Origin of the sequence: Microbacterium sp. MEC084, assembly GCF_004514465.2 — a bacterium.
Taxonomy (GTDB): domain Bacteria; phylum Actinomycetota; class Actinomycetes; order Actinomycetales; family Microbacteriaceae; genus Microbacterium.
Window position 1 is genome coordinate 21550 of the sequence record NZ_MYFP02000014.1, and the last position, 14568, is coordinate 36117.

At 72.5% G+C, this 14568-nt stretch carries 13 protein-coding genes and 1 tRNA gene; 5 read left to right on the forward strand and 9 right to left on the reverse strand.

The genetic code is table 11. From position 1 onward, the window contains the following. Positions 1 to 5: 5 nt before the first annotated feature. Together B5M43_RS11445 and B5M43_RS11450 are read right to left on the reverse strand one after the other, a co-directional pair. Complete coding sequence (locus B5M43_RS11445; RefSeq protein WP_134746242.1) at positions 6 to 923, reverse strand: type II secretion system F family protein; 918 nt, start codon at positions 921 to 923, stop codon at positions 6 to 8. After that, positions 911 to 1933: a TadA family conjugal transfer-associated ATPase gene (locus tag B5M43_RS11450; protein WP_134746241.1), complete on the reverse strand. Its 1023-nt coding sequence runs from the start codon at positions 1931 to 1933 to the stop codon at positions 911 to 913. Before B5M43_RS11450 ends, B5M43_RS11445 begins: the two co-directional genes overlap by 13 nt. A 230-nt stretch (positions 1934 to 2163) precedes the next feature. On the opposite strand from B5M43_RS11450, the gene acs reads away from it, so the two are divergent. Next, the gene (acs, locus tag B5M43_RS11455) at positions 2164 to 4134 is read left to right on the forward strand and encodes an acetate--CoA ligase (RefSeq protein WP_134746240.1); all 1971 of its coding nucleotides are present in this window, start codon (positions 2164 to 2166) and stop codon (positions 4132 to 4134) included. Positions 4135 to 4280: 146 nt separating this feature from the next. On the opposite strand, the gene B5M43_RS11460 is transcribed toward acs, so the two are convergent. Beyond that, the gene (locus B5M43_RS11460; RefSeq protein ID WP_134746239.1) at positions 4281 to 4748 is read right to left on the reverse strand and encodes a RidA family protein; all 468 of its coding nucleotides are present in this window, start codon (positions 4746 to 4748) and stop codon (positions 4281 to 4283) included. Continuing rightward, positions 4745 to 4963, reverse strand: coding sequence for a DUF4177 domain-containing protein (locus B5M43_RS11465; RefSeq protein WP_134746238.1), 219 nt, complete (start codon positions 4961 to 4963; stop codon positions 4745 to 4747). Before B5M43_RS11465 ends, B5M43_RS11460 begins: the two co-directional genes overlap by 4 nt. A 116-nt stretch (positions 4964 to 5079) precedes the next feature. On the opposite strand from B5M43_RS11465, the gene B5M43_RS11470 reads away from it, so the two are divergent. From B5M43_RS11470 to B5M43_RS11480, 3 genes are all read left to right on the forward strand, one after another. After that, positions 5080 to 7707, forward strand: a complete 2628-nt coding sequence (locus tag B5M43_RS11470) for a transglycosylase domain-containing protein (RefSeq protein WP_134746237.1) — start codon at positions 5080 to 5082, stop codon at positions 7705 to 7707. After that, positions 7707 to 8627: a metallophosphoesterase gene (locus B5M43_RS11475; protein ID WP_134746236.1), complete on the forward strand. Its 921-nt coding sequence runs from the start codon at positions 7707 to 7709 to the stop codon at positions 8625 to 8627. Before B5M43_RS11470 ends, B5M43_RS11475 begins: the two co-directional genes overlap by 1 nt. A 75-nt stretch (positions 8628 to 8702) precedes the next feature. Next, a complete protein-coding gene (locus tag B5M43_RS11480; protein ID WP_134746235.1) occupies positions 8703 to 9281 on the forward strand; it encodes a hypothetical protein in 579 nt (192 codons plus the stop codon). A 61-nt stretch (positions 9282 to 9342) separates the two neighbouring features. On the opposite strand, the gene B5M43_RS11485 is transcribed toward B5M43_RS11480, so the two are convergent. After that, positions 9343 to 9419, reverse strand: a tRNA-Pro gene (locus B5M43_RS11485). Positions 9420 to 9531: 112 nt separating this feature from the next. Between B5M43_RS11485 and B5M43_RS11490 the strand changes: the two genes are divergently transcribed. Further along, positions 9532 to 10305 (forward strand): HAD-IIB family hydrolase, encoded by a 774-nt coding sequence (locus tag B5M43_RS11490; protein ID WP_055993704.1) that lies wholly within the window; start codon positions 9532 to 9534, stop codon positions 10303 to 10305. Positions 10306 to 10366: 61 nt separating this feature from the next. Here B5M43_RS11490 and B5M43_RS11495 read toward each other — a convergent pair whose 3' ends face one another. The 4 genes from B5M43_RS11495 to B5M43_RS11510 all read right to left on the reverse strand — a co-directional run bounded on the left by B5M43_RS11495 (position 10367) and on the right by B5M43_RS11510 (position 14550). Then, positions 10367 to 11812 (reverse strand): alpha-hydroxy acid oxidase, encoded by a 1446-nt coding sequence (locus tag B5M43_RS11495; protein ID WP_134746265.1) that lies wholly within the window; start codon positions 11810 to 11812, stop codon positions 10367 to 10369. Positions 11813 to 11834: 22 nt separating this feature from the next. Further along, positions 11835 to 12581, reverse strand: coding sequence for a FadR/GntR family transcriptional regulator (locus B5M43_RS11500; protein WP_134746264.1), 747 nt, complete (start codon positions 12579 to 12581; stop codon positions 11835 to 11837). 102 nt (positions 12582 to 12683) lie between these two features. Next, complete coding sequence (gene galE / locus B5M43_RS11505; protein WP_134746263.1) at positions 12684 to 13703, reverse strand: UDP-glucose 4-epimerase GalE; 1020 nt, start codon at positions 13701 to 13703, stop codon at positions 12684 to 12686. Positions 13704 to 13887: 184 nt separating this feature from the next. Further along, positions 13888 to 14550, reverse strand: coding sequence for a thymidine kinase (locus tag B5M43_RS11510; protein WP_055993696.1), 663 nt, complete (start codon positions 14548 to 14550; stop codon positions 13888 to 13890). Positions 14551 to 14568 lie beyond the last annotated feature (18 nt).

Below are 14568 nucleotides of genomic sequence, written 5' to 3' on the forward strand. Positions count from 1 at the left end.
TCGGGTCACCCGGCGAGCGCCGGGAGCGGGGTGGCGGCCAGCACGCCGAGCAGCATGGGGGCGACGCCGAGGCACAGGAACGCGGGCAGCGTGCACACGCCGAGCGGGAGCAGGAGCCGGGCGCCGAGGCGCGCGGCGCGGACCCGCCCCTCCGTCCGCGCGGCCTGCCGCTCGTGCGCGGCGGTGGCCCGCAGCAGCTCGACTCCCGGGATGCCGGCGTCGCGGGACAGGGTGAGCACCGCCGCGGTCTCGTCGCCGCCCGGCCGCGCTCCGCCCGGGGCCTGCGCCACGAGGCGCGCCGCGCGATCGATCGAGACGCCGCCGCTGAGGGCGATCGCGGTGAGCTCGGCGTGCATGCCCGGCGTCCCGGGCGGCGGCTGCGCGGCCCGCACCAGGCGGCGGGTCCACGCCCGCGCGACCAGCAGCAGCGCGCCGCCCGAGGCGAGGCAGCCGATCCCGATCGGAGAGGCGAAGAGGACGCCGAGCATGTCGAAGCCGAGCGCGGCGCCGATCGCCAGTCCCGCGAGCGGCAGCCAGGTCATGAGCCGGGCGGTTCCCGCGGGCTCGGTCAGGGCGATCCGCACGTCGTCCTGCGCCTCGCGGGCGTCGCGCAGCGCGGCAGCCATCGACCGCAGACAGTCGGCGAGGGGCGCGCCCACCGTGGCGGCGATCTCCCACGCGGCCGCGACGTCGCGCCACACCTCGGCGCCCCGGTCGCCGCGCTCGGCTTCGGCCTCGATCGCCTGGACCAGGGGCTCGCCCGCCGCGTGGCGCTCGGCGATCCGCCCCGCCGCGGCGTCGCCGCCGGCCTCCCCCAGGTGCCGCCATGCGGCGTCGGGCGTCGCGCCGGCCTGCAGCAGCACGGCGAGCTTCAGCACGGTCGCGCCGGCCGCCGCGCCGGCGTCCGGCGTCACGCGCGCCACGGCGTCACCTCCTCGATGCCGAGCCGCCCGCCGGCGTCGGTGAACCGGCCCACGCGCGCGAGGCGGCGCGATCCGTCGGGGCGGCGCTCGAGGTGCAGTACGAAGCCGATCGCACTGCACACCTGCCGCGTGACGGCGTGGTCGTCCATGCCCGCCAGCGCGCCAAGCGCCTCCAGCCGCGCGGGCACCTCCGCCAGGCCGCTCGCGTGCAGCGTGCCGGCTCCGCCGTCGTGGCCCGTGTTGAGCGCCGTGAGCAGCTCGCGGACCTCCTCGCCGCGGCACTCGCCCACCACGATCCGGTCGGGCCGCATCCGGAGCGACTCGCGCACGAGCCGCGCGAGGTCGACGCCGCCCGCGCCCTCGAGGTTCGGCTGCCGCGCCTCGAGGGAGACGTGGTGCGGGTGGGCGATCCGCAGCTCGGCCACGTCCTCGATCGTGACGATGCGCTCGTGCCCGGGTGCGTGCGCGAGCAGCGCGCCGAGCAGCGTGGTCTTGCCGGTGCCCGCGGCGCCCGTGACCAGCAGGTTCTCGCGCTCGCGCACGATCCGCACGAGCCAGCGCCGGGCGTCGTCCCCGAACGAGCCGCCCCGGCACAGCGCGTCGAGGTCGGCTCCGCGCAGGCGCGGGATCCGGATGGACAGGGCCGTGCCGCTCGTGGCGATGGGCGGCAGGACCGCGTGCACCCGGATCCCGTCCTGCAGCCGCACGTCCACGCACGGCGTCGCGTCGTCGATGTGCCGTCCGCCCCGGGCGATCAGCGCCGTGGCGAGCTCGCGCACCTCGCGCTCGGACGCGCGCCAGGCCGGATCCGGCCGCGGGCCGTCCCCTCGATCGACGAACACGCCCGTCGCGCCGTTCACGAACACGTCGGTCACGGCGGGGTCGCGCAGGTACGCGCTCAGCGGCCCCAGCGCATCCTGCGATGCCTCAGGGCGCTCGTCCGGCACGGCAGGCGAGCCGCCGCCGGCGGGCTGCGCGCCCCGCGGCTGCACGATGAACGGCTCGGTCATGCCCCGACGCTAGGCAGGCGGCGCCCTCGCGCGGAGCGGCGGACGCCCGACCGCACGAACACCGGCGGCGGGTGCGCGCTGTGGACGAGCGCCGGTACTCCCTTTAGTGGGTACCGACCCTCCGGAGCCCGGGGCTACATTCGCCGTGCGGGGCTTCCCGCACGGGCGCCGCCGCGCCCGGGGCCGCTCGGATGCGGCCTGGCACCACGTCGCAAAGGAGCGCGCAGCTGATGAGCACCCAGATCGACCACCTCCTCAACGAGAGCCGGCGCTTCGCGCCCTCGGCCGAGTTCGCCGCGAACGCGGTGGCCGGCGCGGATCTGTACGAGAAGGCGGACACCGACCGTGAGGGCTTCTGGGCCGAGCAGTCCCGTGAGCTCCTGCACTGGGAGAAGCCGTTCACGCAGGTGCTCGACTGGTCGAACCCGCCGTTCGCGAAGTGGTTCGCCGACGGCGCCCTGAACGTCGCCTACAACTGCCTCGACCGCCACGTCGAGGCCGGAAACGGCGACCGCGTCGCCCTGCTGTGGGAGGGCGAGCCCGGCGACGAGCGCCGCGTCACGTACGCAGAGCTGACCGACGAGGTCAAGCGCCTCGCGAACGTGCTGACGGAGCTCGGCGTGGGCCAGGGCGACCGCGTCGCGATCTACCTGCCCATGATCCCCGAGGCCGTCGCCTCGATGCTCGCGGTCGCGCGCCTGGGCGCCATCCACTCGGTCATCTTCGGCGGCTTCAGCGCCGACAGCCTGCGCTCGCGCATCGATGACGCGGGCGCCAAGCTCGTGATCACGGCCGACGGCGGATGGCGCAAGGGCAAGGTGTCGCCGCTCAAGCCCGCCGTGGACCAGGCGCTCGCCGACCGCAACGGCCTCGGCGAGCAGGAGACGGTCGAGCACGTCCTCGTCGTCAAGCGCGGCGAGAACGACGTCGACTGGACCCCCGGCCGCGACATCTGGTACCACGACGTCGTGCCGCAGGCCTCGGCCGAGCACGAGCCGCAGGCGTTCGAGGCCGAGAACCCGCTGTTCATCCTGTACACGTCGGGAACCACCGGGAAGCCCAAGGGCATCCTGCACACGTCGGGCGGCTACCTGACGCAGGCCGCGTTCACGCACCGCAACGTGTTCGACCTGCACCCCGAGAGCGACGTGTACTGGTGCACGGCCGACATCGGATGGATCACCGGCCACTCGTACGTCGTCTACGGGCCGCTCGCCAACGGCGCCACGCAGGTGCTGTACGAGGGCACGCCGGATCACCCGGAGCCCGGCCGCTGGTGGGACGTCATCGAGAAGTACGGCGTGACGATCTTCTACACGGCGCCCACGGCCATCCGCGGCTTCATGAAGCAGGGCCGCCAGATCCCCCAGTCGCGCGACCTGTCGAGCCTGCGCGTGCTCGGCTCGGTGGGCGAGCCCATCAACCCCGAGGCGTGGGTCTGGTACCGCGAGGTCATCGGGGCCGGCAAGACCCCGATCGCCGACACGTGGTGGCAGACCGAGACCGGCGCGATCATGGTCTCGGCCCTGCCCGGCGTGACCGAGACCAAGCCCGGCTCCGCGCAGGTGCCGCTGCCCGGCATCTCGATCGACGTGGTCACCGAGGAGGGCGAGCCCGTGGGCAACGACGCGGGCGGGCTGCTCGTGATCACGGAGCCGTGGCCCAGCATGCTGCGGGGCATCTGGGGCGACCCGGAGCGCTTCAAGGAGACGTACTGGGAGAAGTTCGCGGCGCAGGGCTACTACTTCGCGGGCGACGGTGCGCGCCTCGACGAGGACGGCGACATCTGGCTGCTGGGCCGCGTCGACGACGTCATGAACGTGTCGGGCCACCGCCTGTCGACGGCCGAGATCGAGTCGGCGCTCGTGGCGCACGAGGCGACCGCCGAGGCGGCCGTCGTCGGGGCGTCGGACGAGACGACCGGCCAGGCGGTTGTCGCGTTCGTGATCCTCAAGGAGAGCTACCTCAAGGAGCACGGCCCCGAGGGACTCGCGCAGCAGCTGCGCGCGTGGGTCGGCGAGCAGATCGGACCGATCGCCCGCCCCCGCGACGTCTACATCGTGGGCGAGCTCCCGAAGACCCGCTCGGGCAAGATCATGCGCCGCCTGCTGCGCGACGTGGCCGAGGGCCGCGAGGTCGGCGACACCACGACCCTCGCGGACACCGCGGTCATGAGCGTCATCTCCGCCCAGGTGAAGTGACCTGAACAGCGGAACGGCCCCGTCGGATCATCCGACGGGGCCGTTCTCTCTCACCGCGATGGCGTTGACTGGTCTTCGGAGGCGAGACTGGTCTCGCCGAGACCAGTCTCGCCGCCCGGGACCAGTCGAAGCCCGGCGACAGCCACTCACGCGAACGTGAAGGCGACCTCGACCTCGACGGGCGAGTCGAGCGGCAGCACGGGCACGCCCACGGCCGAGCGCGAGTGGCGGCCGGCCTCGCCGAAGATCTCGCCGAGCACCTCGCTCGCGCCGTTGATCACGCCGGGCTGCCCGGTGAACGCCGGGTCGGACGCGACGAAGCCCGTGACCTTCAGCACGCCGGTGAGGCGGTCGACGCCGCCGACCGCGTCCGCGGCCGCCGCAATCGCGTTCAGGGCGCAGCGGCGCGCGAGGTCCTTGGCGGTCGCGGCGTCGACGAAGCCGTCGCCCTCACCGACCTTGCCGGTGACGGGCAGCGCGCCGTCCACCATGGGCAGCTGACCCGAGGTCTGCACGACGTCGCCGTGCGCCTTCGCGGGGATGTACGCCGCGACGGGCGGCACGACCGCCGGCAGCTCGATGCCGAGCTCGGCCAGGCGGGCCGAGACGCTCACTGCTCGCCCTCGAACTGCTTGGCGGCCTCCTGCGCGGCCGACAGTCCCGCGTTGGCGGCGCCCCCGCCGACGGGCCGCTTCAGGTAGGCGACCAGGCCGCCCTCGCTGTTCGGCACGACCTGGACGAGCTCCCAGCCCTGCTTGCCCCAGTTGTTCAGGATGGCCGCGGTGTTGTGGATCAGCAGGGGCGTGGTGAGGTACTCCCACGTGGTCATGGAGCGTCCTTCCGGTTGGGGAGGCGGCGACGCGGCGCCGGGATCGGGGTGAGCCGGTCGCCTGGCGCGCCCGGCATCCGGAGGGCCTGTCCAGGCTGACGGCTTACGATCACCCTATGCCTCTTGCGAAAAGGACGGCCAGCGGTGTGCTCGGTGGCGTGCTCGGCCTCGTCGGTCTGAGCGCGGTCGCCGGTGTCCTCGTCACCGCCACGGTCACCCCGGCCATCGCCGTGTCGGGCTACGCCGCGTCGAGCGCGATCTCGCTGTTCGACAGCCTGCCGAGCTACCTCGAGGTCGACCAGCCCATGCTGCCGACCACGATCTACGTCGACGACCCCAACAGCGACGAGCCGTACCCGCTCGCGTCGTTCTACGACCAGAACCGCGTGCCCGTGGAGTACGACGAGGTCTCGACGATCATGTACGACGCGATCCTGTCGAGCGAGGACCCCCGCTACTACGAGCACGGCGGCGTCGACCTGATCGGCACGACGCGCGCGCTGATCAACAACGCCACGAGCAGCAGCACGCAGGGCGGCTCCTCCATCAGCCAGCAGTACGTCAAGAACGTGCTGATCCAGCAGTGCGAGAAGGATGCGCAGTCCGACGAGGAGAAGCAGGCCTGCTTCATCGAGGCGACCCAGGCCAAGGGCACCGAGGGCTATGCACGCAAGCTGCAGGAGATGCGGTACGCGATCGCCATCGAGAAGGAGTACTCGAAGAACGACATCCTGCTCGGCTACCTCAACATCGCCAACTTCGGCGGTGTGACGTACGGCATCGAGGCCGCCGCCGAGTACTACTTCGACACCACGGCCAAGGACCTCACGATCGCGCAGGCGGCGACGCTCGCCGGCATCGTGCAGAACCCGAACTACTACCGGATCGACCAGCCCGACCGCGAGGACAACGGCGAGGCGAACGGCTATGCCGCCACCAAGGACCGCCGCAACTACGTGCTCACGCGCCTCTACGAGGACGGCAAGATCACCGAGGACGAGTACAAGGAGGCGCACGCCTCCGAGATCGAGCCGAACATCCAGCCCCGCCAGCAGGGCTGCGTCGCGGCCGGCGGATCCGCCTACTTCTGCCAGTACGTCAAGAGCATCATCGAGAACGACCCGGCCTTCGGCGACTCCCCCGAGGAGCGCCGCGAGCTGCTGCGCCGCGGCGGCCTGAGCGTCCACACGACGCTCGACCTGAACGTGCAGCTGCCGGCCGAGCAGGCCATGCGCGACTACGCGCCGGCTCACGTCGACGGGATGGAGTTCGGCGCGACGGCCGTGACGCTCGAGGCGGACACGGGCAAGATCCTGGCGATGGCGCAGAACACGCGCTTCAGCGAGGACCCCTCCGTCATCGAGTCCGAGCCCGGCTACTCGTCGCTCGTGTACGCCAGCGATCGGACGCACGGCGGCTCGAACGGCTTCTCGGTGGGATCGACGTTCAAGGTGTTCACGCTGCTCGACTGGCTCGAGAAGGACCACTCGATCAACGAGGTGCTCAACGGCGTGAACCGCACGTCGTTCCCCGGCTTCAACTGCGACGGCAACCCGATCCCGCAGACGTCGAAGATCGGCAACTTCAACAACGTCGGCGGGTACACCGGCACGGTGCAGAGCTTCACGCGCGACTCGCTGAACTCGGGCTACCTGGCGATGGCGTCGCGCCTGAACCTGTGCGACATCATGCGCGTGGCCGACCGCCTGAACGTGAAGACCGGAGACGGCCAGCAGATCTCGACCATCGAGGGCCACCCCGTGCCCTTCGACATCCTCGGTTCGTTCAACATCGCCCCGATGGCGATGGCGTCGGTGTACGCGACGATCGCCAACAACGGCATGCAGTGCCCGCCGAAGGCGATCGAGAAGGTCGTCGACGCCAACGGCGAGGAGATGCCGCTGCCCCAGTCGAAGTGCGAGCAGAAGCTCTCCCCCGAGGTGGCCGCGACCGCGGCGTCGGCCCTGTCCACCGTGATGAACAGCGGCGGCACCGGCACCCCTGCCCGCGTGGCCGACGGCGTCCCCGTGATCGGCAAGACCGGTACGCACGAGAAGTGGCAGACGTCGATGATCCAGTCGTCCACCAAGGCCACGACGGCGGTGTGGGTCGGCAACGCCCGCGGCGAGGTCGACGTGTTCCGCACGTGGGTCAACGGCTGGCAGATGTCGCAGCTGCGCTTCCAGATCTCCCGGGCCGTGCAGGGCGCCGCGAACGCGGCCTACCCCGGCGGCGAGTTCCCGCCGGCCGACCCGAACCTGACGCGCCGCATCCTCGTGACGCTGCCGAACGTGGTCGGCATGTCGGTCGCCGACGCCGAGCGGACGCTGCGCGCGGCCGGCTTCGGCGTCAGCGTGGGCGCCCCGGTCCCGGGCTCGCGCCCGGCCGGTGTCGTCGAGACGCAGGATCCGCCCTCGGGCCGCGTCGCGAGCGGCACGACCGTGACGATCTCGCCGAGCAACGGCCAGGGCGCGCAGGTGCCCGATGTGCGCGGCCAGGCGCCGAGCGCGGCGGTCGCCGCGATCCAGGGGGCCGGCTTCGCGAACGTGTCGCTCGGCCCGTGTCGAGACAACGGCGAGGCCGGGGCGGGCCGGGCGATCGGCACGGATCCCGCCGCCGGCACCGTGACGAACCGCTCGACTGCGGTCGTCGTGCACTACGAAGCCGCCGACTGTGATGGCGGCGGCGGCGAGGGCGGCGGCAACGGGAACGGCAACGGCGGCGGCAACGGGAACGGCGACTAGTGGCGTCGGCCTCGCGGAGCGCGCTGACGGCGCTGGCCGCCGTCGGCGCGGCCGGCGCGGCGGCCGCCGTCTGGGGCGTCGGCATCGAGCGTCAGCTGTTCACGGTCCGGCGCCACGTGGTGCGGCTCCTGGACCGCGGCGCGACGCCCATCCGGATCCTGCACATCTCGGACGCCCACATGGCTCCCTGGCAGCGCCGCAAGCGGCAGTGGATGGCCGGACTCGTCGCCCTGCGCCCCGATCTCGTGATCAGCACGGGCGACAGCCTCGGTCACGCCGACGGCATCGCCGGCATCCGTGAGGCCCTCGCGCCGCTCCGGGGCGTGCCCGGGGTGTTCGTGCACGGGTCGAACGACTACTGGGGCCCCGGGCCCCGCAATCCGTTCCACTACTTCCGTGGTCCCTCGGAGCGCGCCCCCAAGGCCGTCCGGCTCGACACCGAGGCCCTCGACGGGTTCATTACGGACGAGCTCGGCTGGGTCGACGTCGACAACGGCGCGACGACGCTCACGGTGCGGGGCAGCCGCATCCGGTTCGTGGGCGTCGCGGACGCACACCACGACTCCGACGACCTCGATGCCGCGGCGGCCGCGCTGGCCGACCAGCCCGAGGCCCCGCTGACGCTCGGCGTCGCGCACGCCCCCTACCGCCGGGTGCTCGACGGCTTCACCGCCCTCGGCGCCGACATGCTCTTCGCGGGGCACACACACGGCGGACAGGTGCGCGTGCCGTTCTACGGCGCGCTCGTGGCGAACTGCGACATCCCGTTGCGCCAGGCCCGCGGCCTGTCGATGTGGACGCATCGCGGGCGCATCGTGCCGCTCAACGTCAGCGCCGGCCTCGGCCACTCGATCTACGCGCCGGTGCGCTTCGCGTGCCGCCCCGAGGTCTCCCTCATCACCCTCGCGCCCCGCGCGTAGACCCCGACGCCCGTTCGGCGACGAGCCGTCCGAGGTGCCCGAGGGCTTCGCCCACCGCTGGCAGGATGGGCGGCGATGATTCCCGTCGAGATCAAGCCCGTCGCGCTGCCGCAGAGCCTGGGCGTCCCCGGCGCGCGGGACTTCCGCGACTACGCCGAGATCCTGGGCGTAGTGACCAACGAGCAGACCGGCGGGGGCGCTCCCCTGAGCACGGCCGACGAGCTGCTCGCCGAGCTGCAGGACGAGCACGACGCGCTCCGCACGGCGCTGCTCGCGCGCAGCGGGACGCGGGCGGTCGGCGCGGCCCACATCGCGGCGCCCCGCGGCGGCCTGCACGCCGACGTCGCGGTGTACGTGCCCCGGCGCAGCGCGGGGCTGGAGGGGCTGCTGATCGCGGCGGCCGAGGACCAGGCGCGTCGCTACGGGCGCGTCCGGGTGCGCGCGGTCACCATGCACCGCTCGGATCTCGGCGGCGACGCGATCGTCGCGGTGGGCGGCGAGGGCGCCGTGCCGCGCGACCCCCAGGCGCGGGCTCACGCCGAGGCCGGCTACGCCCTGCGCGGCGTGCTGCACCACGACGCGGACGACAGCCTCGCCGACACCGGCGGAACGGACTACCTCACCGCCGCGTGGCTGCGCACGCTGACGGTCTGATCGGGTCGCGTCCTCCGCAGACGAGAAGAGGGACCCGCCTGTCGGCGGGTCCCTCTTCTGCTGGTCGGGGTGACAGGATTTGAACCTGCGGCCTCTTCGTCCCGAACGAAGCGCGCTACCAAGCTGCGCCACACCCCGTTTTGCAACCCTGCAAGTCTACCTGATGCCGGGCGGTGCCACGAACCGCGCCCGGCCCGCGCGCGCCGCCGGGATTCGGGCCCCCTCAGGGCGACGTCGTAGGCTGGAGGCCATGACCTTCGCGCCCCGGGTCGTCGCCTTCGATCTCGACGACACCCTCGCCCCCTCGAAGAGCCCGATCGATCCGCGCATCGGCGAGCTGCTGATCGCACTGGCCGACCGGGTCGAGGTCGCGATCATCTCGGGCGGGCAGATCGTGCAGTTCCGCACCCAGGTGGTCGAGCGGCTGCCGGAGGCGCCGTCCGAGACGCTGTCGCACATCCACCTGCTGCCCACGTGCGGCACGCAGTACTTCCGCTTCCAGGGCGACGAGCTCGTCATGCTCTACGCGCAGGACCTGACGCCGGACGAGAAGCGGCGCGCGCTGACCGCCGTCGAGGAGGAGGCGAAGCGCCTGGGCCTGTGGGAGTCGCAGACCTGGGGCGACATCCTCGAGGACCGCGGCTCGCAGATCACGTTCTCGGCGCTCGGCCAGGCCGCGCCGGTCGACGCCAAGAAGGCGTGGGACCCCACGGGCGAGCGCAAGTCCGCCCTCCGCGACGCCGTGGCCCTGCGCGTGCCCGACCTCGAGGTGCGCTCCGGCGGGTCCACGTCGGTCGACATCACCCGCAAGGGCATCGACAAGGCCTACGGAATGCGCCGCCTGGCCGAGGAGACGGGCATCTCGCTCGCCGACATGCTGTTCTACGGCGACCGCCTGGACCCGGACGGCAACGACTTCCCCGTGCTCGCCATGGGCGAGGTCGAGTGCGTCTCGGTCGAGGGCTGGGAGGACACGGCCGACAAGCTCGACGCGCTCATCCCGACGCTCGGCGTGCGCGTCTGACGCGAGCTTCCACGCGAACGGGGCCCCGGATCATCCGGGGCCCTGTTCGCGTCTGAGGGCGTCAGTCGGCGACGGCCTTCTCGGCGGCCTCCACGGCCTCCGAGGACTGCTCGACCGCCTCGAGCGGCGTCGTGCCGGCCTCGGCGGCCGTCTCGGCCGCGGGGGTCTTCGCGGCGGCCTTGGTGCGGGGCTTCGCGGCCGCCTTGCTCGTGGCCCGCGGCGTGCGGACGGGCGCGGACGTCGGGGCGAGCGCCTCGGCGGCCTCGCCGTAGGCCACGGGCACGGGCAGCACGCGCGTCAGCTGCGTCACGTGGCGCGGCTCGAGCTCCTCGAGCGACTGCACGCCGAGCAGCTTCATGGTCCGCTCGATCTCGCTGCGCAGGATGGCGATCGTGCGGTCCACGCCCGCGCGGCCGCCGGCCATCAGGCCGTACAGGTACGCGCGGCCGATGTGCGTGAACTTCGCGCCCAGCGCCACCGAGGCGACGATGTCGGCGCCGTTCATGATGCCGGTGTCGATCATCACCGTGGCGTCCCTGCCGACCTCGCGCACCACACGCGGCAGCAGGTGGAACGGGATCGGCGCACGGTCCAGCTGGCGGCCGCCGTGGTTCGAGAGCACCAGCCCGTCGACGCCCATGTCGATGAGCTTCACGGCGTCCGGCACGTTCTGCACGCCCTTGATCACGATCTTGCCGGGCCACAGCTCGCGGATGGTGGCGAGGTCCTCGTAGCTGATGGTCGGGTCCATGGCCTGGCCGATCAGGTCGCCGACCGTGCCGCCGGTCGACTTCAGCGAGGCGAACTCGAGCTTGGGCGTCGTGAGGAAGTCGAACCACCACCACGGCCGCGGCAGCGTGTCGAGCACGGTCTTGACGGTCAGCTGCGGGGGGATCGAGAAGCCGTTGCGGTAGTCGCGCATGCGGTTGCCCGCGACGGGAGTGTCGACCGTGAAGTGCAGCGTGTCGAAGCCGGCCGCGGCCGCGCGCTCGACGAGGCCGTAGGACACCTCGCGGTCGCGCAGCACGTACAGCTGGAACCAGTTGCGGCCGTCCGGGTTGGCGGCCTTGACGTCCTCGATCGAGGTCGTGCCGAGCGTCGACAGGGTGAACGGGATGCCCGCCGCCCCCGCCGCGCCCGCACCGGCGATCTCGCCCTCGGTCTGCATCAGGCGGGTGAAGCCGGTCGGCGCGATGCCGAACGGCATGGCGCTGGGGCCGCCCAGGATCTCCGTCGACGTGTCGACGTCCTCGGCGGGGCGCAGGATGTCCGGGTGGAACTCGATGTCCTCGAACGCCTGGCGCGCGCGCAGGATCGACAGCTCGCCCTCGGCGGCTCCGTCGGTGTAGTCGAACGCGGCCGCGGGCGTGCGCCGCTTCGCGATCGCGCGCAGGTCGTAGATCGTCAGGGCGTCCTGCAGGCGGCGCTGCCTGCCGTTGAACGTGGGCTTCTTGAACTGGACGTACTCGAAGATGTCCTTCGGGTTGGGGAGCTGGCGCTTGACCATGGGGATCCTCTCTCGGGTCGGTTCACGCGTCCGCGCCGGCGGGAGCTCCGCCGAGCGCGTGCGTGCGCGTGTAGAAGCCGGTGATGTGGGTGCGGATGCGCTCGCGCGCGAGCTCCGGATCGCCGGAGCGCACGGCGTCCAGGACGGCCGCGTGCTCGGCGCGCAGCCCGGCCACCAGCGCGGGCCAGTCGGGCACGGCGGCGGCGCCCTCGCGCGCGTAGGACTCGATCGCGGTGCGCAGGCCCGCCATGACGGCCACGACGACCGCGTTGCCGGACGCCTCGGCGAGCGACAGGTGGAAGCGCGCGTCGAGCGCGAGGAAGTCGTCGGGGTCGAGCCCGTCGGCGGCCATGGCGGCGAGCAGGCTGTCGGGCTCGGCGAGGTCGAGCACCTCGCCTTCGCGCGCGCGGGCGGCGAGCGCCTCGACGACCGAGGCCTCGAGCACGGCGCGGGTCGCCACCACGTCGGCGAACGGGAAGCCCTGCGCCGCGAGCTGCAGGCGCAGCAGGGTCGCGAGCCCGCCCTGCGGGGCCGCGACGATCATGGCGCCAGCGGACGGGCCCGATCCGGTCGCCGTGCGCACGAGCCCCATCGACTCCAGCACCCGCAGCGCCTCGCGGACACTCGAGCGGCCGACGCCGAGCTTCGCGGCGAGGTCGCGCTCGCCGGGCAGGCGGTCGCCCGGCGCGAGGCGCCCCTCCAGCAGGTCCGCCTCGATCCGCTCGAGCACGGAGCGCCACGCGCGCGGCGAGACCTCGTCCTGCGCCATGACACCCCCTTCGCTGTGGTCCGACCACACTACCGCGTGTGGTCAGACCACGCAACGAGCCCGCCCCGCGGGTGCGGGACGGGCTCCGTGAGAGGCGGGGGCTCAGCCCTCGTAGCCGCCGGGGTTGTTCTGCTGCCAGTGCCAGACGTCGCGGGTCATGTCATCGATCGTCAGGCGCGCCTTCCAGCCCAGCTCGCGCTCGGCCTTGCCCGGGTCGCAGTAGGTCGCGGCGAGGTCGCCCGGGCGACGCGGCGCGATCTGCTTGGGCAGCTCGCGACCGATCGCCCTCTCGAACGACGCGATCAGCTCGAGCACGCTGACCGGGCGGCCCGTGCCGAGGTTGTACGCCTCGAAGCCGGGCTTCGCCTTCTCGAGCGCCGCGACGTGCCCCTCGGCCAGGTCGACGACGTGGATGTAGTCGCGCTGGCCCGTGCCGTCCGGGGTGTCGTAGTCGTCGCCGAAGACGTTGATCACGTCGAGGCGGCCGACCGCCACGCGCGCCACGAAGGGCATGAGGTTGTTCGGGATGCCCTGCGGGTCCTCGCCGATCAGGCCCGACTCGTGCGCGCCGACCGGGTTGAAGTAGCGCAGCGACGTGATGCTCACCTCGGGGTTCACGCGCTGGACGTCCTGCAGCACGACCTCGTTCATGAGCTTGGTCTTGGAGTACGGGTTCGACAGCTCGACGAGGTCGCGCGTGGCCTCCTCGGTGAACGGCAGGTCGGCCGGGTCGGAGTAAACGGTGCCGGTGCTCGAGAACACGAACGACCGGATGCCGCGCGCCAGCCCGACGCGCAGCAGCGCGAACGTCGAGTCGAGGTTGTTCGCGTAGTAGTCGAGCGGCCGCTGGGTCGACTCCCCCACCGCCTTGTGCGCGGCGAAGTGGATGATCGCGTCGAACGGGCCGTGCTCCGTGAACGCCTGCTCGACGATCTCATCGTCGGCCGCGTCCCCGATCACGAGGGGAGCCTTCTTGCCGGTGATCTGCTCGATCCGCTGCTCGACGACCGCACTGGTGTTGTCGAGGTTGTCGAGCAGGATCACCTCGTGGCCCGCGTCCAGCAGGGAGACGGCCGTGTGGGCGCCGATGTACCCGGCGCCGCCGGCAAGGAGAACCTTCATGGCTCCATCCTTTCAGAACCGGATCGCCCCGAGGTGCCGCGTCTCGACCCGCCACCCTGCGAGCGCAGCGAGCGTGGAGCGAAGCGACCCCCGCGGCGCGAAGCGCTGCCGAACGGAGCGAAGCGACGTTCCTCGCTCGCGAGTGTCCGGCGCGGAGCGTCGGCGCGAGCGTGCGAGACGCTTCTCAAGAAGAAGGCGCGAGCACTCCGCCCGATTCCTGCAGGTAACACGCACCGCAGAGCGACTCGTACGTGACGAAGTGCTCGTCGCGCACCGCGGCGGTGGCGGCATCGATCGCGACCTGGTCGCCGTCGAACACGAACCGGCCGCCGATCACGCGGCCGTTGAACAGCGCCTTGCGCCCGCAGCGGCAGATGGTCTTGAGCTCCTCCAGCGAGTGCGCGATCTCCAGCAGCCGGCGCGATCCGGGGAACGCCTCGGTGCGGAAGTCGGTGCGGATGCCGTAGGCCATGACGGGGATGCCGTCCTCGACCGCGATCCGGAAGACGTCGTCGACCTGCGCGGGGGTCAGGAACTGCGCCTCGTCGATCAGCAGGCACGCGACGTCGGCGGGGGCCTCTCCGGGGATCAGCGCGCCCTCCTCGGCGCGCACGCGCTCCCGGTGCGCGCGGAACAGCTCGCGCGCGGAGTCGCCCGGCCGGATGAGGAAGTCGACCTTGCGCGTCATGCCGAGCCGCGACTCGACCTGGTCGGCGCCCTTGGTGTCGATCGCGGGCTTGGCCAGCAGCACGCGCTGCCCGCGCTCCTCGTAGTTGTAGGCGGCCTGCAGCAGCGCGGTGGACTTCCCCGAGTTCATCGCGCCGTAGCGGAAGTACAGTTTGGCCACGGATCCAGCCTAGGGCCG